Raw genomic sequence first — 23,389 nt, forward strand, 5'->3', positions numbered from 1 at the left:
TTCAAATCGCCTCTAGTTCGCTCAAAAAGTCACGAAGGTCATCAAAATCTTCCACGCTGCCGGCGCGGAAAGTGGCTGCGGCCTGCACGTAGGCGCGCAGCGATTCGGTCTGGAACAGTTCCATCAACGGTACGTCCAGGCCGAGCTCGGCCTGCACCCGCGAGGTAATCTGGATAGCCAGCAAGGAGTGACCACCGACATCAAAGAAGTTGTCGTTCAGGCCCACTTGCGGCAGGTGCAGGATGTCGGCCCAGATCGTGGCGATCTGCTGCTCCAACTCGCTCTGGGGCGCCACATACGCCTGCTGCATCTGGCTCGTATCCGGCACCGGCAGGCCTTTGCGGTCGAGCTTGCCGTTGGGGGTCAGCGGCATCTGCGCCAGGAATACGAAGTGGCTGGGCACCATGTAGTCCGGCAGGTCGGCTTTCAGGGCACGACGCAGGGCGTCACGGAACTCAACCTGGTCGGCCAGGCTGGCGTCGGCCGGTACCACATAGGCCACCAGTTGTTTGCCGGTCGGCCCCTCCTGGGCGACCACCACGGTTTCACCGACACTGGCTTGCTCACGCAAGCGCGCTTCGATTTCCCCCAGTTCGATACGGAAACCGCGGATCTTCACCTGATGGTCGACACGCCCCAGGTAATCCACCACGCCATCCGGACGCCCGCGGGTCAGGTCACCACTGCGATACACGCGACTGCCGGGCTTGCCGAACGGGTCCGGCACGAAACGCTCGGCAGTCAGTGCCGGGCGCTCCAGATAACCCCGGGCCACGCCCTCGCCGCCCAGGTACAACTCGCCGGCTACGCCGATGGGCTGCAGGTTCAGTTGCGCATCCAACACGTAGCCACTTCGGTTGCCCAACAAGGTGCCGATGGGCGCGTAGACAGCTCCGCAAGGGTCGCCCTTGCGTGCCTTCCACAGCAGCGGCGTGACCACGGTTTCGGTCGGGCCGTAGCCGTTGAACAGGTATTCAGGCTTCAGCGCGCGCCACGCCAGGTCATAGCTGGCTTGAGCAACGGCATCACCACCGAAGCAATACACCCGCACCGCCGGTGGGTTGCCGTCGCGCTCGGCATGTTCGGCCAACTGTTGCAGGTACACCGGTGGGAACACCGCCATGGTCACGTCGTGGCGATGCATCTGCTCGTAGGTGTATTCCGGCAGCCACAGGCTGTCATCACGGATCAACACGCTGGCGCCGTTGATCAGCGGGTGCATCCAGCCTTCGTGGGAACCGTCGAAGGCGAAGGACATGAAGTGTAGTTCGCAATCGGCCGGTGAGGTCTCATAACGCTCGCCAGTGGCGATGATATGCGCCACCAACGGCCCATGAGCCACCGCCACGCCCTTGGGCAAACCGGTGGAGCCGGAGGTGTAGATAACGTAGGCAAGGTTGTCGCCGTCCAGAGCCACATCCGGTGCCGTATCGCTGTAACCGGCCCATTCTTCGGTGCGATCAATCGCCAGGGTATCCAGACCCTCGGGGACTGGCAGTTGCTGCAACGCCCGGCTGTGAGTCAGCAGCAGTTGCGCACGGCTGTCTTGCATCATGTACAGCAGGCGATCACGTGGGTATTCGATATCCAGCGGCACATACACACCACCGGCTTTCATCACCGCCAGGAACGCCACCATGATCTCGGCACTGCGCGGCATGGCGATGGCCACCCGCACTTCCGCGCCGACACCACGGGCGATCAGGGCACGGGCCAGGCGATTGGCCTGGCGATCCAGTTCACCGTAAGTCAGGGTTTGAGTATCGAATTTAACCGCCACTGCGTCCGGGGTTTGCCGGGCGCAATCGCCGACCAATTCATGCACCAGGCGCTCGGCTGAAAAACCGGTGTCGGCCTGATTCCACAGCTCAAGAATCTGCTGTTGCTCATCCTCGCCCAGCAAGCTCAATTGGCTGATGGGTTGCTGTGGGTCGATCACCATTGCTCGCAAGAGGTTCTGCCAATGCCCGGCCATGCGCTCGATGGTCGCCACGGCGAACAGATCGGTGGCATAACTCAGAGAGGCACGCAGGGCCGTCTGGCTTTCTTCCACATCCAGCGCCAGGTCGAACTGGGCCACGCCTTCGTCCAGGTCCAGGACTTCGACGTGCAGGTCGGCCAGGCGATGCAGATGGCTGTCGGCAGCGCTCACACGGTGGTTGAACAACACTTGGAACAACGGGCTCAGGCTAAGGCTGCGCTCCGGTTGCAATGCCTGCACAAGCTGTTCGAACGGCAGGTCCTGGTGAGCCTGGGCCTCCAGGGAACGCTGACGCACCTGGTGCAGCAGTTGCTCGGTGCTCATTTGCCCGTGGATATCGGCCTTGAGCACTTGGGTGTTGACGAAGAAGCCGATCAACCCCTCGGTTTCCAGGCGATTGCGGTTGGCAATCGGCACGCCCACGCGCACATCTTCCTGGCCGCTGTAGCGATGCAGCAACGCCTGGTAAGACGCCAGCAGCAGCATCGGCAGCGTGACGCCAGCGTGCTGCGCCAGTGCGCGCAAACTGCCCAACAACTCCGGATGCAACTCGATACCCAAGCGTGCGCCACGATGGCTTGGCTGTGCCGGGCGCGGATGGTCGAACGGCAACTCCAGCACCGGTTGCTCGCCGCTCAACAGCTCGCGCCAGTAGGCCAGTTGACGCGCCTGCTCCCCCGCCTCCATCCAACCGCGCTGCCACACGGCATAATCGGCGTACTGGATCGGCAGCGCCGGCAATTGCACGTCTTGGCCTTGGCTGTTAGCGGCATACGCCTGCACCAACTCCTCGACCATCAACTGCATCGACCAGCCGTCAGAAACGATGTGATGCTGCACCAGCACCAGCACGTGGTCGTCCTCGGCCAGGCGCAGCAAGGTTGCCCGCAGCAGCGGCCCACGCAGCAGGTCGAAAGGCTGGGCGACCACCTGCGCGACCCGCGCCTTGAGGCCGGCATAGTCGCTGTCGACCTGCTCGATATCGACCCGGCCCTGGGCGTCAATGACTTGAACCGCGCCGGTGGCGTCCTGACGGAAATACGTGCGCAGGCTTTCATGGCGAGCCAGCAAGCTATCAAAGCTCTCTTGCAGCGCGGTCAGGTCCAACGGCCCTTGCAAACGCAAGGCGCTGGGGATGTGATACGCGGCGCCGGCCGGGTCCAGTTGCCAGAGGAACCACTGGCGCTCCTGGGCATAAGACAGCGGCAGAGGCTGCGTGCGGTCGGCCTTGATCAACGCCGGCGCGGTGACGCCCTCCTCGCCCAAGGCCCGCACGAAATCACCCAGTAGCGGCTGTTCGAACAAGGCCTTGAGTGGGACTTCCAGCGCCAGGGCCTGACGCACCCGTGACACCACCCGCGTGGCCAGCAATGAATGCCCGCCCAACTCGAAGAAATGATCGTCGAGGCCCACCCGGGGCAATTCCAGTACCTCGGCCCAGATCGCCGCTACCTGCTGCTCACGCGGGGTGACGGGCGCTACATGGCCCTTGAGCGACAGGCTGGCATCCGGTTTGGGCAATGCCTTGCGGTCGAGCTTGCCGTTGGGGGTCAGCGGCAGGCTGTCGAGGAACAGCCACTGCGCGGGCACCATGTAGTCCGGCAAGCGCTCGCGCAGCGCGGTTTTATAGACCTGCGACGCCTGCGGCGCGGCGCTGACCAGGTAAGCGATCAGCCGGTCGTTATCGGCCAACACCACGGCTTCGCGTACGCCGTCGAACTCACGCAAGCAGGCTTCGATTTCACCCAGCTCGATACGGAAACCCCGGACCTTGACCTGATGGTCGACGCGGCCGATGTATTCCACCACGCCGTCGGCCCGATAGCGTGCCAGGTCGCCGGTACGGTACAGGCGTTCGCCCGGAGCCCCAAACGGGTTGGGCACGAAGCGTTCGGCGGTCAGCGCCGGCTGCCCGTGGTAACCCCGCGCCAGGCCGACACCGCCGATCAGCAGCTCACCGGACACACCTTGGGGGCATGGCGTGAGACCGGCATTGAGGATGAACAAGCCGGTATTGGCGATGGGCCGTCCAACGAACGGCAATGCCTGATGCAAACGATGAGCCGCCGACCAGATGGTGGTTTCCGTCGGGCCATAGAGGTTCCACAACGGGCCTTGCAGGTCGAGCATGCGCTGGGCCAAATCGACGGGCAGCGCTTCGCCACCGCACAGGCAGGCGATGCCACGCAGTGAATGAGCCCGTGGGCTGTCGAGCAACATGCGCCAGGTCGAAGGCGTGGCTTGCAGCACATTCGCCGCCTGACGCTGGGCCAGATCGAGGATCGCCTCGGGGTCGAGGGCCGTTGCCTGGGTGCTCAGCACCACGGTACCGCCGACACTCAGCGGCACATACAGCTCCAGGGCGAAGATGTCGAACGAGAAGGTGGTCAGCGACAACAGCCGCGCATCCTGGCCGATACTCAACGTGCCGGCCATGCCGCTGGTGAAGCTGCACAGCGCCTTGTGACGAACCATCACCCCTTTGGGCTTGCCAGTGGAGCCAGAGGTGTAGATCACGTAGGCCAGATGCTCCGGTGTCACGGCAACCTGGGGATTGTGCTGCGCTGTGCCGGCCTCCTCCACCATCAGCACCTGCACGCCGTGCGGCTGAGCCAGGTGCCCCAGCAGGTGCGGTTGGGTCAGCAATACCCGGGCGCGGCTGTCTTCAAGCATGTAGGCCAGGCGCTCTGCCGGGAATTGCGGGTCGAGCGGCACATAGGCGCCACCGGCCTTGAGGGTCGCGAGCAAGCCAACCACCATGTCCAGGGAACGCTCCACGTGTACTGCAACCAGCACGTCCGGGCCGACGCCCATGTCGATCAGACGATGGGCGAGCCGATTGGCGCGACGGTTGAGTTCGCCGTAGCTCAGGCGCTCATCATTGAAATGCAGCGCGATGGCGTCGGGTTGCGCCGCGGCCTGGGCCTCAAACAACTGGTGTACACAGCGTTCGCGTGGGTAGTCGGTGTCGCTGCGGTTCCAGTCGTGCACCATGTGCTGCCATTGCGACGGGCTGAGCATCGCCAGGTCGTCCAAGGCCACCGAGGCATCCTGCAGGACCGCGCGCAGCAGGTTTTGCCAATGCTCGGCCAGGCGTTCCACGGTCGCCGCGTCAAACAGATCCGTGGCGTAAGTCAGCGAGGCCCAGAGACCGTCCGCCGACTCCTCGGTTTCCAGGTTCAGGTCGAATTGCGTGCTGTGACCGGCCCAATCCACGGGCTGCAAATCCAGGCCGGGCAATTGCACCGGGGCTGAACGCAGGCTGTCCTGATGGTTGAACATCACCTGGAACAGCGGGTTATGGCTCAGGCTGCGCTCGGGCTGCAACACTTGCACGAGCTGCTCGAACGGCAGGTCCTGATGGGCCTGCGCCTCCAGGGCACGCTGCTTGACCTGGGCCAGCAACTGGTCGAACGGCATCTGCCCGTGCACGTCAGCTTGCAGCACCTGGGTGTTGACGAAAAAGCCCAGCAGTCGCTCGGTTTCGAAGCGATTACGGTTGGCGACCGGTACGCCGACACGCACCTGTGCCTGGCCGCTGTAGCGGTGCAGCAAGGTCTGGAACGAGGCCAGCAACAGCATGAACAGCGTCACGTCCTGACGCTGGGCCAGGGCCTTGAGTTCAGTCAGCAGCGCACGCTCCAGATGAATCTGGCGGCGCGCGCCACGATGGCTCTGCACTGCGGGGCGTGGATAGTCCAGCGGCAGGTCCAGCAACGAATGTTCGTGCCCCAGACGAGCGCACCAGTAATCGAGCTGGCGTTGTTGTTCCCCAGCCGCCATCCAGTCGCGCTGCCACTGGGCGTAGTCGGCGTACTGGATCGGCAAGGCCGGCAACCCTGCGTCGCCTTGGTACAGCGCCACCCACTCGTCGATCATCACTTGCATCGACCAGCCGTCAGAGATGATGTGGTGCTGGGTGATGACCAGCACATGGTGATCAGGCGCAACGATCAGCAACTTGACGCGCATCAGCGGGCCGTTGCGCAGGTCGAACGGGCGCTGGATCTCTTCGGTGACAGCCTGCTCGATAGCGCCGGCGTCGACCTCTTGTTGTTCAACCGGCACTGCCAGGCTTGGGTGGATGACTTGCACGGCGTGCTCGCCCGACTCCACGAAGGTGGTGCGCAGTGGTTCATGGCGCTGCACCAGGGCCTCGACGGCGCGCTCCAGCGCCGCGATGTGGAGTTCACCGCGCAGGTGCAAGGCGCTGGGCACATGATAGGCCGCGCTGGTGGGATCCAATTGCCAGAGAAACCACTGCCGCTCCTGGGCAAAGGACAACGCCAGCGGCTGCTCACGGCCAACCGCCTGCATCACAGGCGCGGTATCGGCCTGCACGCCTGCGCACGCCGCTGCGAAAGCGGCCAGCGTCGGCTGTTCGAACAGGGCCCGCAACGGCACTTCCAGCTTGAGATCGTGGCGCACCCGGGAGATCACTTGGGTGGCCAGCAAGGAGTGGCCGCCGCGTTCGAAGAAGTGATCTTCCAGGCCAACCTGCTCGACCTGCAACACTGCTTGCCAGATCGCCGCCAACTGGATTTGCAATGGACTTTGCGGCGCCACGTAGGCGGCGCTGGCCTGGTTCAGGTCGGGTGTGGGCAGCGCACGGCGGTCGAGCTTGCCGTTGTGGTTCAACGGCAAGGCATCGAGGAACACCCAATGGCCCGGCACCATGTAGTCCGGCAACGTCTGGCGCAAGCGCGCCGCCAGTGCCTGGGCCTCCAGCGCTTGGCCTTCGGCTGGCACCACGTACGCCACCAACTGCACGCCGGTCGCGCTCGGCTGCGCAAGCACGGCGGCTTCTCGCACGTTGGGCAAGGCTTGCAGGCTGGCTTCGATTTCGCCCATTTCGATACGCAGGCCACGAATCTTCACTTGATGGTCGATACGCCCAACGTACTCCAGCGCACCCGCCGGGTTGTACCGGGCCAAGTCGCCACTGCGATAAAGCCGCGCACCGGGCATGGCGGAAAACGGGTCCGGCAAGAAGCGCTCGGCGGTCAGCGCCGGGCGGTCGAAGTAGCGTTGCGCCAAGCCAACCTCGGCACCAATGCACAGCTCGCCCACGCCATCGGTGGCCAACAGTTCGAAACCGCTGTCGAGTACATACAGGCCGCGCCCGGCAATCGCCTGCCCGATTGGCACGCCGTAGGCGTCGTTGGCATCGGCCAATTGGCACTCATGCACGCTGGAGACCACCGTGGCTTCGGTCGGCCCGTAGGTGTTGACCAGGCTCACATTGCCCAAGCCCGCGGCGTGCCAGGCACGCACGCCCTCCACTGACATGGCTTCACCCCCCACATGTACCTGGCGCAGCTTGCCCAGGGAGCGACGGTGCTCGGCGCACTCTTGCGCCAACAGGTACCAGTAGGCGGCGGGCAGATCGGCCAGGGTCACGCCCCGCTCGACAATCTCTTGCGCCAGTTGCCCGGCATCCCAGAGTTCATCGCCACGCATGATCAACGCCGCGCCCGCACACAGGGGCGGGAAGCACTGTTCGACAAAACCATCGAAACTGAAGGTCGCAAACTGCAACACGCGGTCCTCGGCGCTCAGTCGGCTGTACAGCGTGGCGCTGTCACAGAACTGGCCAAGGGCGGCATGGTCGATGGCCACGCCTTTGGGCTGGCCGGTGGAGCCAGAGGTGTAGATCACATAGGCCAGGTCAGCCGCCGCCGCGTGATTAGGCGGATTGGTCGTCGGGTAGCCGGTCAGTTCGTCGCCACTGGCGCTGAAATCCATGCGGGTCAGGCCGCGGGGCAAAGGCAAGTCGGCGAGCAAGCCGGTTTCGCTGAGCAGCACGTCCAGGCGGCTGTCGGCGAGCATGTAGGCCAAACGTTCCGCCGGGTATTCAGGGTCCAACGGTACGTAGGCCGCCCCGCTTTTGAGCACTGCCAGCAGGCTGACGATCAACTGCGGGCCACGCCGCGAAGCCAGGCCCACCCGTTGGCCGGGGCCGACGCCAAGCGCCAACAGGCGATGGGCCAGGCGGTTGGCGCGCTGGTTCAACTGGGCGTAGCTCAAGCTGGCGTCACCGGACTGTACAGCCAGGGCGTCTCGCGTCGCCTCGGCCTGGGCTGCGATACGCTGATGCACGCGTTCGTTGGCCTGGGGCGCTGCGGCTGAGCGGCTCAGAGCGAGCATCTGCCGTTGCGCAGGGGCGTCGAGAAGGCGCAGGTTGCCCAGCGGCATATGAGCGTCTGCGAGCAATTGCGCCAGCAGGTGTTGCAGGTTGGCGCTCAACTGCGCCACGTGCGCCTCGCTGAACTGGGCACGGTCATAACTGAATTCCAGGCGCAGGCTGGCGCCCAGTTCTATGCCGAGGGTCAATGGATAGTGCGTGCGCTCATGGTTGTGCAGGTGACCGAAGGTCAGGCCGGCCGGCGCGCCTTGCTTGAGCGCCTCGGCGACCGGGAAGTTCTCGAACACCAGCAAGGTGTCGAACAGCGCGCCTTGCTGGCCGGCCCAGCCCTGGATGTCGTAGAGCGGCACATGTTCATGGTCGCGCAGGCTGAGGTTGAGCGCTTGCAGTTCGCTGAGCCACGTCGCGGCCGACTGGGCTGGCGAGGCTGCGCTGATGATCGGCAAGGTGTTGATGAACAGGCCCAGTTGCTGCTCGATCCCCGGCAGCGGTGCGGAACGCCCGGCTACGGTGGCACCAAAAGCAACGCAGTCCTGGCCGGTGTAACGCTGCAGCAGTAGGCTCCAAGCCCCTTGCAATAGGGTATTGAGGGTGACTTTGTGCTGGCGTGCGAACTCGCCGAGGCGGCGGGTAAAGTCGCTCCCCAGTACCACGTGATGGTCAGCCATGCCCACCCCGTCTACCGGCGTGCGCAGCGCTTGCGCCAGCAGAGTCGGCGCCGGCAATGCCGCCAGGGCGTTTTTCCAGAACGCTTCGCCCGAGGATTGTTGTTGCAGCCAGGCGAGGTAATCGCGGAACTGCCCGAGCGGCGCCGGCACTGCCTGCCCCGCATAGTGAGCGATGACTTCACCGAGCAACTGCGCGTTACTCCAGCCGTCCATGAGGATGTGATGGCTGGTGAAGATAAAGTGCCAGGCCGCACCAGCACCGCGCACCAGCGTCAGGCGAAACAGCGGCGCGGCATTCAGGGCAAAACCGCGTTCGCGTTCGGCCTGGGCCAGGGTGTCGAAATCGGCGTCGGGGTCTTCGATCACTTGCAGTTGCAGGTCGACCTGGCGCTGGATCAGCTGATGAGCACTGTCCAGGCCCAGCCAATGGAAGCTGCTGCGCAGGATGTCGTGACGGTCCAGTGCGGCCTGCCAGGCACGCCCGAAGGCGAGCAAATCAAGGCCCTCGATGTCGAGGCGCAACTGGTTGATGTAGGCCTGGGACTCGGGTTCCAACAGGGTGTGGAACAGCATGCCTTGCTGCATCGGCGACAGCGGATAAAGGTCGGCAATCGCCGGCCCGGCCACGGGCAAGGCATCCAGTTGCTGCTGGGTGACGCGTGCCAGCGGGAAATCCGACGGGCTCACCTGGCCTGCCGGCGTGGCACAACAATGCTCGATCAGCGCCCTGAGTTCGGCTGCGTACTCATCCGCCAGACCTTGAACAGTTGCCGCCTCGAACATCTCCCGGCTGAACCCCCATTGCAACGACAGCTCGCCGCCATATACCTGACCTTCCAGCGTCAGCCAGTTGGCCAGCGGCGCCTCTGGATCCTGGGCCTGGCCACTGCCCTGACTGGCCGGCACGAACAGTGCCGACTCGTTGAACTGACGGTCGAACTGGCCCAGGTAGTTGAAGGTGATGCGCGGCGCGGTAAGGTTCGCAAGGCTTTCCTGTGCGTGTTGCGCGCCCAGATAGCGCAGCAGGCCGAAGCCCAGGCCTTTGTCGGGCACGGCGCGCAGTTGTTCCTTGACCGCCTTGATCGCCTCGGGCAACTCGCCTTCGGCGTGCAGGCGCACCGGGTACAGGCTGGTGAACCAGCCGACGGTGCGGCTCAGGTCGATGTCGTCAAACAGATCTTCACGGCCGTGACCTTCCAATTGGATAAGCGCAGCAGGTTGCTCGCTCCAACGGCTGATCACCCGCGCCAGGGCGGTCAACAGCAGGTCGTTGACCTGGGTGCGATAGGCCGCTGGCGCGTCTTGCAGCAGTCGGCGGGTGTGCTCGGCGTCAAGGCGTGTTTCCAGCTTGGCGCCCAGGCGGTTTTGCAGGCCGCCTTCGGGGTGATCACACGGCAGCTCGGCGCCGATGGATTGGGCTTGCCAGTACGGCAGTTGCTCCTCGACGGTCTGCGCGTGGCGGTGCAACTGTTGCGCCCAGCGCTGGTAGGCACTGGTTTTTGCCGGCAGCACCTGTTCGCGGTAGGCCTGTTGCAGGTCTTCGAGCAGGATGCGCCAGGACACACCATCCACCACCAAGTGATGGATCACCAACAGCACACGCTGGCTGCCATCGGCCATGCTCACCAACGCGGCGCGCAGCAGCGGGCCTTGGGCAAGGTCAAGGCTGCGCTGGGCTTCATCACACAGCGCCGCCAGTTCAGCGTCGGTGCCGGCCTGGCATTGCCACAACAGCGGTTCGCTGACATAGGCAGCATGGCTCTGCTGCCAGCCGCCAGCCTGCTGCACAAAGCGCAGGCGCAAAGCGTCGTGATGCTGGATCAACCGCGCCAGCGCGGCCTCCAACCGTGCAGCTTCAAGCACCTCGCCGGGCACCAGCAACAAGGATTGATTCCAGTGATGCCGCGACGGGATCGGCTGGTCGAAAAAACTGTGTTGGACGGGCGTCAGCATGACCTCGCCACTGACCGGGCCCTGGTCTATCACGCTGACCTGCTCGAAGCGCGCCACCAGAGCCAGGCTGCGGATGTTCTGGTACTGGAACAGGTCACGCGGGCTCAGGCGAATGCCGGCCTGACGGGCGCGGCTGACCACCTGGATAGAGATGATCGAATCGCCGCCCAGCTCGAAGAAGTTATCGTCCTGGCCGACCTGCTCAACGCCCAGCACGTCGCTCCAGATGGCAGCCAGGGCTGTTTGCAGGTCGCCTTGGGGGGCGACAAATGCCTGCTGCTGGGCCGCATCCGGCACTGGCAACGCCTTGCGGTCGAGCTTGCCGTTGGCGGTCACCGGCAGCTTGGGCAGCGCAATGAAATGCGTCGGCACCATGTATTCCGGCAAGCTGCTGAGCAACCATTCCTTGAGGCCCGTTGGCGCCTCGCCTGCGTGTACAAGATAGGCGACCAACTGCTTGCCGCCCTGTACCAGTACCACGGCTTCGCGCACGTGTGGATGCTGCATAAGGCGTGCTTCGATTTCGCCCAGCTCGATACGCAAGCCGCGCAACTTGACCTGATGATCGAGACGGCCGAGGTATTCGATTACCCCATCGGCACGTTGGCGCACGCGGTCACCGGTGCGATACAGGCGTTCGCCTGTCACAAAGGGGCTGGGTACAAAACGTTCGGCGGTGAGCGCCGGGCGCCGATGGTAACTGCGCGCCAGGCCGACGCCGCCCAGGTAGAGTTCGCCACTGACGCCGGCCGGCACCGGGTTGAGTTGCGCGTCCAGCACGTAGGTGCCGAGATTGGCGATGGGGCGGCCGATGGGCACGCTATCGGCGCCTTCGTCAATGCAGGTCCAGTGCGTGACGTCGATGGCCGCCTCGGTCGGGCCATAGAGGTTGTACAGCGCCGCAGCGGGCAACTTGGCGAACACTTGCTGTTGCGCGTCCAGGGGCAAGGCTTCGCCGCTGCACACAATGCGCGTGAGGCTTGCGCACGCCTGTACGCCCGGCTCATGGATAAACGCCTGCAACATCGACGGCACGAAGTGCAAGGTGGTGATGGCGTGTCGGCCAATGGTGTCAATCAGGCGCGTCGGTTCACGGTGTTCGCCAGGCGCTGCGACCACCAGGCGGGCGCCGGTCATCAGCGGCCAGAAGAACTCCCACACCGACACGTCAAAGCTGAACGGGGTTTTCTGCAACACCGCGTCATTGGCGCCCAGGCCATACGCCTGTTGCATCCAGCTCAAGCGGTTGACCAAGGCGCGATGGCTATTGCCGGCGCCTTTGGGCTTGCCGGTGGAGCCCGAGGTGTAGATCACGTAGGCCAGGTTGAGGGTATGCAAGGCCACGTTCGGTGAATCGCTGCTGTAGCCGTCGAGCCATAGCGCCGGCTGGTCCAGGGCAATTACCTGGATACCGGCGACGGGCAGCGACGCCAGCAGGCTTTGCTGGCTGAGCAGCAACTGAATGCCACTGTCTTCGATCATGTAGGCCAGGCGTTCCCGGGGGTACTCAGGGTCGAGGGGCACGTAGGCGCCACCGGCCTTGAGAATCGCCAGCAGGCCAACCACCATTTCGATGGAGCGCTCGATGCAGATACCTACCAGCACGTCGGGCCCTACGCCCTGCTCGCCCAGGGCATGGGCCAACTGGTTGGCGCGCGCATCCAGTTGGGCGTAGGTCAAGGTGGTGGTACCGAACACCAGTGCCGGTGCATCGGGACTGCGCCGTGCCTGGTCTTCGATCAGGTGATGAATCCCGCGCTCGGTCGGGTACGCCTCGGCGGTCTGGTTCCAGGTGTGGACCAGCCGTTGCTGTTCAGCCGCGTCAAGCATGGGCAATTCGCCAATGCGCTGTTCGCCATCGAGCACCATGGCTTGCAACAGACTGACCCAATGCCGGGCCATGCGCTCGATGGTGGGCGTATCGAACAAGTCATTGGCGTAGGTCAGCGCGGCATGCAGGGTGCCGGACTTTTCATAGGTGTCCAGGGTCAGGTCGAACTGGGTGGTGCGGCCTTGCCATTCCACCAGGGCCAATTCCAGCCCCGATGCAGTGCTGACCGAGGCGATGTCGGCGACTACCGGCTGATGGTTATACATCACCTGGAACAGCGGCGTGTGGCTCAGGCTGCGCTCGATTTTCAGCGCTTCCACCAGCCGTTCGAAGGGCAATTCCTGATGGGCCTGGGCGCCCAGGGCATGCTCCTTGATACCTTGCAGCAACTCGGCAACCCGGGTTTGCCCGGTCAGTTCGATGCGCAACACTTGGGTGTTGACGAAGAAACCGATCAGCCCCTCGACTTCGGTGCGATTGCGATTGGCAATCGGCACACCGACGCGAATGTCGCCCTGGCCGGTATAGCGGTGCAACAGCACATTGAAGACGCCGAGCAGCAGCATGAACAGAGTGACGTTATGTTTTTGCGCGCAACTGCGCAGTTGCGCGGCCAGCGCCGGCTCAATCGCGAAGTTATGCCGTGTGCCTTGGTAGCTGGGCATGGCCGGGCGCGGGTGGTCGGTGGGCAGCTCCAGGACCGGATGTTCATCGCCCAGGCGAGCCTGCCAATATTCCAGCTGGCGTGCCTGCTCGCCCGCCTCCAGCCAGCGGCGCTGCCACAGGGCGTAGTCACTGTACTGGATGGGCAGCGCCGGCAGTTGGGGCGCTTCGTTGCGCTCATGGGCGTCATAGCAGCGGATGAACTCGTCGATCAGCACATTCATCGACCAACCGTCGGAAACGATGTGGTGCAGGGTCAGCAGCAGCACGTGTTCCTGCTCGGCAAGCTTGAGCAGTTGCACACGCAGCAGCGGCCCATGCTCCAGGTCGAACGGCAACAGCGATTGACGGGTGGCGGCGGCGTTGACGGCCTGCTCCCGTGCATCAAAGGCCAGGGCCGTGAAGTCCAGGTGCTCGACGGTCACCGACGGCTCCACCGCCACCTGCGCCAGCCGCTCATCGGCCTGGCGTTGGAACACCGTGCGCAGGGTTTCGTGCCGCGCCACCAGGCTGGCGAACGCTTGCTGCAGCGCTGGCAGGCTCAGCGCGCCGCTCAAACGCACCGCGCCGGGCAAATTGTAGGCGCCGCTGGCCGGGTCCAACTGCCATAGAAACCACATGCGCTGCTGCGCGTAGGACAGCGCCTGGCGGTCCTCCACCTCCACCCCTGCCGGAATCGGAAACCTTGAAAAATCCACGCCTTCTTTCTGCAAGGCTTGCAGGAACAGTTGGCGCTTTTCCAGGGGCAGCCCGATAAACCGGCGAGCAAGTTTCAAGGAGTCTTCAGCATTCATTTCTTGGAATCCGGGGCAATAGGCGGGAAGCACAAAGGCACGTCGTCCCTATAAAACGAACCGGGCGGGGAAAAATTAGCGGGGGAATGGGGGGCGCCGCACAGGCTGTCATCGGGGGTTACATCAATCTCCGCGAAGCCGCACGAAGCTGAGCTAGCATTGACGAACACCACTTTTTGCAACTACATTTAGTTACACGCAGGGAACGCCGTGTCCAAGAATGAAAAGCTGCTCGCCAAACTGCTCAATGAGCACATGGCATTTACCTGGTCTGAGCTCGTCACGTTATTACGCCGATTGGGATACACACAGATTGAAGGGGCCGGAAGCCGGGTCAAGTTCGACATGGGCGACCCCAGTGCAATGATCACCCTGCACAAGCCTCACCCCGGCAACGAACTGAAACACTACATTCGGCGCCAGATCATCGAACAATTGAAATCAGGAGAACTGATTCAGTGAACAACCAACTGAAACACAAAGGCTACATCGGCTCCATCGAAGCCAGCCTCGAGGACAACTGCCTGTTTGGTAAAATCCTGTTCATCAAGGCATTGGTGAGCTATGAAGGCAAAACTGTGGCTGAACTGGACGCAGCCTTCCGTGGCGCGGTGGATGATTATCTCGCTACCTGCCAGAGCCTGGGGCACACGCCGGAGAAACCGTGCAAAGGTTCATTCAACGTACGCGTCGGGCATGACTTGCATTTGGCCGCTGCCCTGGCGGCAAACCGTAAGAAAGTGACATTGAATGATCTCACGCGTCAGGCGCTGAACGAATTTCTGCAGCATCACTACCCAGAGCCATGCCCGACGATTGGCTGACTATCCCAACCGCCGGTAACCCCCTACCGCCGAGCCCGCTACCACCGCCCCCGCCGCCAGCGCCACCCAAAACCCGCTGGTGGCGCCAAAGTGGTCGATCATCCACCCCGAACTGGCGGCGCCAATGGCCACGCCGATGCTCAGGCCGGTGATCAGCCAGGTCATGCCTTCGGTAAGGCGGCTGGCCGGGACGATCTGCTCCACCATGGCCATCGACACAATCAAGGTGGGCGCGAAGAACAGCCCGGAGATAAAGATTGCAGCGGCCAAGCCGGGAATATTGCTCACCAACAGCAAGGGCAAGGTGGTCAACGCCGTGGCTACGCCGCAGTACAGGAACTGGCGTGGCAACGGTGCCTTGAGTTTGAGGGCACCGAAGGCCAACCCCGCCAGGCACGAACCAATGGCATACACCGACAGCACGATACTCGCCGCCGCCGGCTGGCCTTGATGCTGGGCGAAGGCCACGCTGACCACATCCACCACGCCGACGATCACGCCCATGGCCAGCAGCAAAATCATCAGGATCAATACCGACGGCGACGCAATCAGCCAGCGACCGTGTGCTCCCTGATGCGCGTGTACCGGTGGCTCGGTTTGCCGTTGCAGCACAAAGGTGGTGACGCCCACCGCCAGCAACAACGCCGCCACCAGGGGCCCGGCTTCTGGGAACACCGCCACGCTCAACCCCACCGAAATGGGCGGGCCGATGATGAAGCACACCTCATCAAGTACCGACTCCAGGGCAAACGCGGTTTGCAGCCTGGGCTGGCCACGGTACAACTCGGTCCAGCGCGCTCGCACCATGGCCGACATATTGGGCATGCAGCCCGCCAGCGCGGCGAACAGAAACAGCGTCCAATTCGGCGCCTGCAACCGCGTACACAGCAGCAACATCAATAGCGCCCCGCCGCCGATCAGCGCGGCAATCGGCAGCACCCTGCCCTGGCCGTAGCGGTCCACCCAACGTGACACTTGTGGCGCGCAAATCGCCGTGGCCAGGGCAAACACCGCCGCCACCGAACCGGCCAGGCCATAGCCGCCATGCACCTGGGACAGCATGGTGATCAGGCCGATGCCGGTCATGGATATCGGCATGCGTGCCAGCATGCCAGCGAGCACAAAGGCCCGGGCACCGGGGGCTTGGAATAATTCAGCGTAGGGGTTTGCCATCCTGCTTGACCTCTTGCTCGACGCCCTGGGCTTGCTATCTGAAACCATCAGGGCAGAATACATACGGCGCGTATGTGGCAAATCATGCTTCGCATACGCAGCGTATGTCAATCACTTAGCCAAGAGACGCCCATGAGCCGAGCCCGAGCTGAAATGATCGAAGACACCCGCGCCCGCCTGATAGCGAGCGCGCGCCGGGCCTTCGCCACCCAAGGCTATGCCAATACCTCGATGGATGACTTCACTGCCCGCGCCGGCCTGACGCGCGGTGCGCTGTATCACCACTTTGGTGACAAAAAAGGGCTGCTGGCGGCGGTGGTCGCTCAACTCGACAGCGAGATGGACGCGCGCTTGCAACGCATCTCGGAGCAGGCCGTAGAGCCTTGGAGTGGTTTTTGCGAGCGCTGCCGGGCTTATCTGCGCATGGCCCAGGACCCGGAAATCCAGCGCATTGTATTGCAGGATGCACCGGCGGTACTGGGCGACACCGGCTCCCAACAACACTGCGTGGAGTCCTTGCGTCAATTGCTGGAGGCCCTGATGCAAGCGGGCCTGATGCCTACGGCACCCAGCCACGCACTGGCGCAGTTGATCAACGGCAGCCTGGTCAATACCGCGTTGTGGATTGCCCGGGATGAACACCCGGGCACACGACTGGAGGAAGGCTTGCAAGGCCTGGAGCTGCTCCTGCAGGGGCTGAGCCTCACACCAACCGTTTGATCTGCTTATGCCGCCACACCAGGCGGTAATAGGCGATCTGCAACACCAGCATCGCCAGGTAGGTCACCGGAAATGCCATCCACACTCCTTCCAATCCGAAGTGGGCGTTGAACAGATAGGCCATTGGCAGTTCTACGCCAAGCACGCAGAAGATCGAGATCGCCACCGGCATCAGCACCACGCCGCTGGCGCGCATGATGCCGCCGATCACCGCCTGGAAGCCGAATACCAGAATGCTCCAGAGCATGATGTGCAGCAGGTGTTCGGCCCGTACCCGTGCGCTGTCGTCGGTGATGAACAGGCCCAGCAACCAGTGGGACAGCCCATAGCCGAGCACGATCAAGCCACCGGTGAGGCACAGGTTGATCACAAGCCCCGTGCGCAGGATCGGCCCGATACGCTCCAGGCGCCCGGCGCCAATCGCCTGGGCGCCGAGGATCGAGGCGGTGATGGCAATCGACAGCGCCGGGAACTGCACATAGTTGACGATCTGCGTCACCGCGCCATAGGCCGCCGTGGCCTGGGAACCGTGGCCGTTGACCAGGGCCAGGATGACCAGCTCCGACAGCGATAGCACCACCATCTGCAAGCCCGTCGGCAGGCCGATGCGCAGGACTTTGCCGAGGACGACGCGGTCCAGGCGCAAGGCGGCAAGCAACTCGCGGTCTGGTGCCATCACGTGTTTTTTGTGGCGCAGGCGCAGGACCAGAAACAGCATCGCCAAAGCGTTACCTACCAGCCCCGCATACACCGCACTCTGGATGCCCATGGGCGGCAGGCCGATCCAGCCGCGAATCAGCGCAGGCGTCAGCAGCAAGCCCACCAGGGTCGAGACCATCAATGCCAGCAACGGCGAAATCGTGTCGCTGACCCCACGCAACAGTTGGGTATAGAGGATGAACACCAGCAGCAACGGCATGATCAACATCATCATCTGGGCGTAGCCCACGGCATCGTCGAGCACATCCACCGGCGTGCCCAACGCCTGCAATGCCGGGCGCGCAAACAGGCTGCCCAGCACGGCGGCCACCAGGCCCACCAACGCGCCCAGGGTCAGGGTGGCACCGGTAATCACCTTGACCATCCCGGTCTCCTGGGCGCCCCATGCCTGGCCGATCAACACCGAGGCGCCCGCCCCCAGGCCGATCACCAGGGCGATAAAGAAAAACACGATGGGAAACATCCCCGACACCGCGGCCAATGCCTGGGTGCCCAGCATCTGGCCAACGTAAATGCCGTTGAGGGTGCCGGAAAAGCTTTGCAGGAAATTGGACAGCACCATCGGTGCCAGGAACAACAGATAGATTTGCCACAGCGGGCGTTGCTGGGTGACGTCCATGAAGGTCTGAGCCCCTTGATTATTGGACTGGGAAGGCATTGCGCGACAGCCAGGCCAGGTAGGTGCGCACGTCCGTCGGCCAGTGCGCGATACTGTTCGAGAAGCCGTCCCTGTCCTGGGCAAACAGCGCACGCGAGGCGTCTTCAAAGCCCGGCAGATTGCCGCCAATCGCGCTCATGAAGCGATAGCTGGCCTCCTTGGCCTGGCGCAATTGATCAGCGCTGGCATGAGCCATACGCGCTTCATCCACCAACCGGCGCAAGGCAGCCGACGCACCACCACGCTGCTGGCCGAGCCACTCCCAATGACGTGGCAGCAATGTGACTTCCCGGGCGACGACGCCCAACTTCGGGCGGCCTACCGAGGGCGTTGCGGGTGGCTCGTCGTCGCTTTCGGCCTGGGGAGGGTGCGGCGCGTGACCTGCTGGCCACGGATAATCGACTTGAGTGCCCGTGGCGTCATCGAAGACCAGGAAGCTACCGGCGGGCAAAGCCTGGGCGACAAGGGACTCGGCCACATCGACATAGGTCCCCGCGGCGATGCATTGATGACCTGCGAACGCGGTGCAGAGGGAAAGGGTGTGCGTGGTCATCTTTTATTACCCGGATGTTATTTGTTTTACCCGGATAATATTAGGCTTAATTTGCCGACTTGCAAGGATCTTTTGCGGGCGCGATCTGCTTGTGGCACCTCGACCTAGGTGAACCTCTCTGGTCCCCCTGCTCCAGCAATCGCCGGACCTGCATCGATGGAAGCAAAACAGCGGACGCAGATTGATATCTCCCTCAATGCACTCACCGGTAGTGAGATGAGCGCCGGGGAAACCATCTTTGAATATCCCAATTGTCATTCCCTTACTTGCGAATGCATAAGAATGTAGAGCGTAAAGAATCAATACCTCGCAATCATGTAGGAGATTTTTCTTTTCTTTGACAGGTACTTCCCGTTCGCGGTTAAGCATCTTGTAGTTAATCGGAGGAATAGGAAAAGTACGCCATGCGCCACTACCGGCGAACGATCAGACAAGGAACGAGTATGGCGATTGATATGTTTGCGAAGCGTCTCGTTAATTCAGCGCACTTTCTTGATCTGCAGCCACTTTCCCGAGGTTCGGCACTATGAGTGGAAAGCCCGCCGCCCGCGTTACTGACCCTACGACATGTCCAATTCCGGGACATGGTGTCGCCTCCATCATCGAAGGTTCTCCTGACGTCTTCTTCGATGGTTTGCCCGCAGCGCGCCAAGGTGATCTATCTGCTTGCGGGAGCCCGATCAGTTCGGCCGTATCATCGACAGTTTTTATCAATGGAAAACCTGCCGCAACGCTCGGCAGTGTGGGTGAACATGGCAACGTGATCATCGGTGGATCGGGAACGGTGATCATAGGCGATCAATTCACACCGCCCCCACTCAGCCCCATGGTGCCATTGAGCAGTTCCAATACCCATTACTCTGGACGCTTTCAACTCATAGATCAGGAAACCGGAAAACCTATCGTTGGCCGCAAGGTAAAGGTTTGGTCGAGTGCCGGTTGGAACGCGCTCGACACCACGAATAGCGAAGGCATGACATCGTGGATTAGCCATGCTGCGTCAGAGTCTATCCATATTGACTTGGTGCAGGAAGGCGAAGAATGAATGGGCAACCCAGCCTTTCTCAGGGGGGCATGAGCCCAGACGGAAAGATTAACCCTGTGGGTATTCTGAAACCGAAGCTCGATCCCCAAGACAAGAACGTACTGTGCTCGGCAATTTGCTATTGCAGCGGCACGCCCAACATCAGCCAAGATGGCAAGCATCTCAAACAGGCCTGCGTGGCCCAGCGCCTTGGGGAGCTTGACGAGATTCTTCAGAGGCGCAGTCCGTATAAGCCCGAAGTCAGTTACGACATGACCAAGCGACCACCACGGCCAATCCTCGACAGCCAAACGGGGAATGGCCCTCATGGCTGGATACCGGGCTGGATCAACAAATATTGGAATGACGACCCAGAGCATCCACCGTTCAAACCCGGGAAAGGGATGATTCGCCGGCCCGATGTGGTGATCGTCAAGGACGCCAGCAAGCCGCCAACTCAGGACAACATCAAGCAAGTGGTGGAGATGAAGTTTCCACCTGACCCACCGAAAGTGGAGCAGGCGCAGGATTATGCGAACATTGCTGGCAACAAAAACAGGGTTGTTGAGATGACATCTACCGAATGCGACTGTAGCCAGCAAAGTCAGCAGTCCAATGTGCCAGTGGAGCAGCTCGGGTGGGCCGCAGCCATCGCAGGGGGGATGATGTTTATCCTGACGCGTGGCCGCTCCCCTCGACCAATGACCCCCGCTTACTAATTCGGAGGAATGCCAATGGAACCGGAATTCAATGTGGCCGAAGAACTTGCCAAGCAACCACATCTGCTGGAAATACCCGGCCACTTGCTCATGAAGTGCGGACGCCAGAACTATATCGGCGCAGTGCTCTGCCTGCGCGGGACGCTTTATTTCAAGGATGCACACACACGTTTGGTACGGGAGGCACTGTGCCAGTGCTTTGACGACTTCAAGCGCTTGGCTGAGCCCTACCTCACTTGGGTCTGGCGCGAAGAGCCTCCTCAGGGTAAACCACTTTCAGCTTATGCCGAGGCAAAGCCATTACGCGACATGATGGAAGTAATGGATGAGGATGACCTTCTCAGCTTCTACTACCTCAGTGGCAAACAATCAAATGACGCCAGCGCTTGGCTCTTCAATGTGTTTGGTACGCGAGGATGGAAGGCAAAGATGGGGGATGAAATAAGCACTCTGGAGTTCTCAGTACCGCTTCTGTACCAAGAGCAAAACCCACTCAGCTTCCTGCGTTTGTACCTTGACTCAGCACGCCGATTGGCTCCAGAACAGGGTTACGCGGGACATGCCTTCAACCTTTCCGTCACCAACCGGGACGGCAACGAACCTACTGAAGCCTTTATGGCGGCACGCATGCCTGGTTTGGATGTGGGAACAGCCGGTCTACTGGCTAATATCCCCGAGTTCAAACCTACAAAAATCAAGACGGTCAGTTGGCTGACCTTGCTCGACCAAACTCGCCTGGAGTTGGTTGGCGGCCTGGAAGGATTACGTACGCAGCTACCCTCCAGCCATTTTGCATTCTATGACTACGGTAGCGGCGTAGTGATCCAGGCCGGCGCATACCCCTACCTTGGTGGTGATGCCGAGGATCCGAAGCCGGCCACCTACGTAATACTGAACCATGTACTCAAGGGCATTCGCTACGAGACGGTGGGTTCATTGCACGGCGGCTCTCATGACGGCGAGTTGCGGCTGGTGGACTGGTCGGCTGACCAGTGGCTCAAGCGCTTGGATGTGGATACAGGCGACATCCCCAGCTGGCATGCCAAGTTACTTCGCGACGAACCCTGCCTGGATGCTACAAATACTCTGCCAGGGCGCTTATAGACGCGGCGTAATTCTCGGAGCCCACCTGCTCGACCGCCAACTGACAGAGGCGATGGCCTCACCGGAATCTGCTTAACGCGCGACCACCACGACCAATTCTTCGCGGGTGCGACTGATGTGTGCACCAGCCTTGAGCAATTCGTCGACAGCCTGTACACCGCCCTCCTCGCTGATGCCTCGGCACGCCGGCAAATGCAGGACCACTTGCAATCCGGCTTTGAGCAACTGCAACGCAGTGGTCTTGACGCAATAGTCCAGCGCCAGCCCGCCCACAATCACGCGGGCCACGCCGTGGGCCTTGAGGTACTCGATGACGCCGGTGGACAGTTTGTCGTGCAGGTCGTGGTAACAGGCGCCGTAGGGGTGCAGGTCGGGCTCGACACCTTTCCAGATGAAGTAGTCGTAGTCATAGGGCGTGGGCAACTCATCGAGCAGGGTGAACCCTTCGGTACCCGGCACACAGTGGCTGACCCAGGTCACATCGGCATGGGCCAGGCCGGTGGGTTGCAGCATCTCGCTGTGCTGCGCAACCACCCAGGGTGCGTGGGGGGTGTGGGCGTCCTTGCTGCCGATGCGGTGGCCGGCGAGACTGGCCATGTAATTGAGTTCGGCACCAATGCCGTCGCCACCGGCCACTGGCAACTCGTTGGGACACAAGGGCGTGAAGCTCTTCTGGGCGTCGACGTCAAATGAAGCGATGGCGGCTTTCGAAAGGCTCATGGTCGTTCTCGGGTGGTCTGCACGTACGACCGCCTCCGGGCGAGCGTAGAAATCTTGAAGTATGGGACAGTTTACTGCGGGGATCGATGCGTTGCTGACTTACCCTATTCTCAAGCACGCTGAAGTTCAAAGGTGGGAGCTGGCTCGCCTGCAATGACGGGAGTGAATCCACCAACGCTATCGCAGGCAAGCCAGCTCCCACAGTTGGGTCAGCGTTAACTGCTAGTTCAGCCAATTGCCGCCATCAACGTTATAGGTCTGGGCCACCACATAGTCGGCGTCCGTCGACGCCAGGAAGATCGCCATGCCAGCCAGGTCTTCAGCTGTGCCCATCCGCCCAAACGGCACCTCATCCCCTACGCGCTTTTTCTTCTCGCCAGGCGCCAGCCCTTCATGCCTGGCGAACAGCGCATCCACCCCATCCCAATGCTCGCCGTCCACCACACCGGGGGCGATGGCATTGACGTTGATGCCCTGCTTGATCAGGTTCAAGCCCGCCGATTGCGTCAGGCTGATCACCGCCGCCTTGGTCGCGCAATAGACCGCCACCAACGGCTCGCCCCGCCGCCCGGCCTGGCTGGCCATGTTGATGATCTTGCCGCCATGCCCTTGGTTGATCATCTGTCGGGCTGCGGCCTGCAGGGTGAACAGGGTGCCGGCGACGTTGATCGAGAACAGTCGTTCAAAGCTGTCGCGGGTGATGTCGACGATGGGCGCCAGGTCGAACAGTGCGGCGTTGTTGATCAGGATATCGAGCTTGCCGGCGTGGCTCACCACCGTGGCGATCGCCGCGTCGATGGAGGCTTGGTCGGTGACATCCATCGACACCGCGTAAGCCTTGGGCCCCAGTTCGGCGGCGGTGGCCTGGGCCTGCTGCAGGTTGATGTCGGCGATGGCCACGGTGGCGCCTTCAGCGATGTAGGCCTGGGCGAACGCACGGCCAATGCCTCGCGCCGATCCAGTGATCAGCGCGCTTTTGCCTTCGAGTCGTTTCATGGGGGGTCCTGTAAAGGTTATTGCCGGTAGCCGGTGAACACCGCCGAGAACAGCTTGCCGACCTTTGTTGTGGAGCCTCGATTACAGCAGCTTGACCTGCCGCCTCACAAACGGCTGGCGAATGCGAGGCTGATACTTTTTTA

The 23,389-nt window shown here is 62.2% G+C and carries 12 protein-coding genes; 6 read left to right on the forward strand and 6 right to left on the reverse strand.

From position 1 onward, the window contains the following. Position 1: 1 nt before the first annotated feature. Positions 2–14,035 carry a non-ribosomal peptide synthase/polyketide synthase gene (locus APH41_RS09565; RefSeq protein ID WP_054918652.1) on the reverse strand — a complete coding sequence of 4,678 codons (14,034 nt, stop codon included), beginning with the start codon at positions 14,033–14,035 and terminating at the stop codon, positions 2–4. A 210-nt stretch (positions 14,036–14,245) separates the two neighbouring features. On the opposite strand from APH41_RS09565, the gene APH41_RS09570 reads away from it, so the two are divergent. Both APH41_RS09570 and APH41_RS09575 read left to right on the forward strand, forming a co-directional pair. Then, complete coding sequence (locus APH41_RS09570; protein ID WP_014718823.1) at positions 14,246–14,497, forward strand: type II toxin-antitoxin system HicA family toxin; 252 nt, start codon at positions 14,246–14,248, stop codon at positions 14,495–14,497. After that, complete coding sequence (locus APH41_RS09575; RefSeq protein ID WP_014718824.1) at positions 14,494–14,859, forward strand: type II toxin-antitoxin system HicB family antitoxin; 366 nt, start codon at positions 14,494–14,496, stop codon at positions 14,857–14,859. The genes APH41_RS09570 and APH41_RS09575 overlap by 4 nt, the downstream gene beginning before the upstream one ends. On the opposite strand, the gene APH41_RS09580 is transcribed toward APH41_RS09575, so the two are convergent. Next, positions 14,860–16,032 carry an MFS transporter gene (locus APH41_RS09580; RefSeq protein WP_054918655.1) on the reverse strand — a complete coding sequence of 391 codons (1,173 nt, stop codon included), beginning with the start codon at positions 16,030–16,032 and terminating at the stop codon, positions 14,860–14,862. A 132-nt stretch (positions 16,033–16,164) separates the two neighbouring features. Here APH41_RS09580 and APH41_RS09585 point away from each other — a divergent pair, with 132 nt between their 5' ends. Beyond that, a complete protein-coding gene (locus APH41_RS09585) occupies positions 16,165–16,752 on the forward strand; it encodes a TetR/AcrR family transcriptional regulator (RefSeq protein ID WP_054918657.1) in 588 nt (195 codons plus the stop codon). Here APH41_RS09585 and APH41_RS09590 read toward each other — a convergent pair. Both APH41_RS09590 and APH41_RS09595 read right to left on the reverse strand, forming a co-directional pair. After that, positions 16,736–18,091, reverse strand: a complete 1,356-nt coding sequence (locus tag APH41_RS09590) for an MATE family efflux transporter (RefSeq protein ID WP_054918659.1) — start codon at positions 18,089–18,091, stop codon at positions 16,736–16,738. The genes APH41_RS09585 and APH41_RS09590 overlap by 17 nt on opposite strands. A 19-nt stretch (positions 18,092–18,110) precedes the next feature. Further along, a complete protein-coding gene (locus APH41_RS09595) occupies positions 18,111–18,683 on the reverse strand; it encodes a DUF2239 family protein (protein WP_054897051.1) in 573 nt (190 codons plus the stop codon). Between the two features lie 526 nt (positions 18,684–19,209). Between APH41_RS09595 and APH41_RS28005 the strand changes: the two genes are divergently transcribed. The 3 genes from APH41_RS28005 to APH41_RS09605 are packed head-to-tail and all read left to right on the forward strand — an operon-like array spanning position 19,210 to position 21,530. Beyond that, positions 19,210–19,728 (forward strand): PAAR domain-containing protein, encoded by a 519-nt coding sequence (locus APH41_RS28005; protein ID WP_082430432.1) that lies wholly within the window; start codon positions 19,210–19,212, stop codon positions 19,726–19,728. Continuing rightward, positions 19,725–20,426 (forward strand): VRR-NUC domain-containing protein, encoded by a 702-nt coding sequence (locus APH41_RS09600; protein WP_054918661.1) that lies wholly within the window; start codon positions 19,725–19,727, stop codon positions 20,424–20,426. The genes APH41_RS28005 and APH41_RS09600 overlap by 4 nt, the downstream gene beginning before the upstream one ends. 15 nt (positions 20,427–20,441) lie before the next feature. Further along, positions 20,442–21,530, forward strand: coding sequence for a DUF3396 domain-containing protein (locus APH41_RS09605; RefSeq protein WP_054918663.1), 1,089 nt, complete (start codon positions 20,442–20,444; stop codon positions 21,528–21,530). Between the two features lie 72 nt (positions 21,531–21,602). Here APH41_RS09605 and APH41_RS09610 read toward each other — a convergent pair whose 3' ends face one another. After that, positions 21,603–22,250: a nicotinamidase gene (locus APH41_RS09610; protein ID WP_054897048.1), complete on the reverse strand. Its 648-nt coding sequence runs from the start codon at positions 22,248–22,250 to the stop codon at positions 21,603–21,605. A 222-nt stretch (positions 22,251–22,472) separates the two neighbouring features. Further along, entirely contained in the window at positions 22,473–23,246 is a 774-nt protein-coding gene (locus tag APH41_RS09615) for an L-iditol 2-dehydrogenase (protein WP_054918665.1), read from the reverse strand. Positions 23,247–23,389: the final 143 nt, after the last annotated feature.

The organism is Pseudomonas sp. NBRC 111138, from assembly GCF_001320835.1.
Taxonomy (GTDB): Bacteria; Pseudomonadota; Gammaproteobacteria; order Pseudomonadales; family Pseudomonadaceae; genus Aquipseudomonas; species Aquipseudomonas paracarnis.

Excerpts from the sequence above, each read along its gene's own strand:
- APH41_RS09565 (WP_054918652.1), bottom strand. The coding sequence starts at position 14,035 with ATGAATGCTGAAGACTCCTTGAAACTTGCTCGCCGGTTTATCGGGCTG.
- APH41_RS09580 (WP_054918655.1), bottom strand. The coding sequence starts at position 16,032 with ATGGCAAACCCCTACGCTGAATTATTCCAAGCCCCCGGTGCCCGGGCC.
- APH41_RS09585 (WP_054918657.1), top strand. The coding sequence starts at position 16,165 with ATGAGCCGAGCCCGAGCTGAAATGATCGAAGACACCCGCGCCCGCCTG.
- APH41_RS09590 (WP_054918659.1), bottom strand. The coding sequence starts at position 18,091 with ATGGACGTCACCCAGCAACGCCCGCTGTGGCAAATCTATCTGTTGTTC.
- APH41_RS09595 (WP_054897051.1), bottom strand. The coding sequence starts at position 18,683 with ATGACCACGCACACCCTTTCCCTCTGCACCGCGTTCGCAGGTCATCAA.
- APH41_RS28005 (WP_082430432.1), top strand. The coding sequence starts at position 19,210 with ATGAGTGGAAAGCCCGCCGCCCGCGTTACTGACCCTACGACATGTCCA.
- APH41_RS09600 (WP_054918661.1), top strand. The coding sequence starts at position 19,725 with ATGAATGGGCAACCCAGCCTTTCTCAGGGGGGCATGAGCCCAGACGGA.
- APH41_RS09605 (WP_054918663.1), top strand. The coding sequence starts at position 20,442 with ATGGAACCGGAATTCAATGTGGCCGAAGAACTTGCCAAGCAACCACAT.
- APH41_RS09610 (WP_054897048.1), bottom strand. The coding sequence starts at position 22,250 with ATGAGCCTTTCGAAAGCCGCCATCGCTTCATTTGACGTCGACGCCCAG.
- APH41_RS09615 (WP_054918665.1), bottom strand. The coding sequence starts at position 23,246 with ATGAAACGACTCGAAGGCAAAAGCGCGCTGATCACTGGATCGGCGCGA.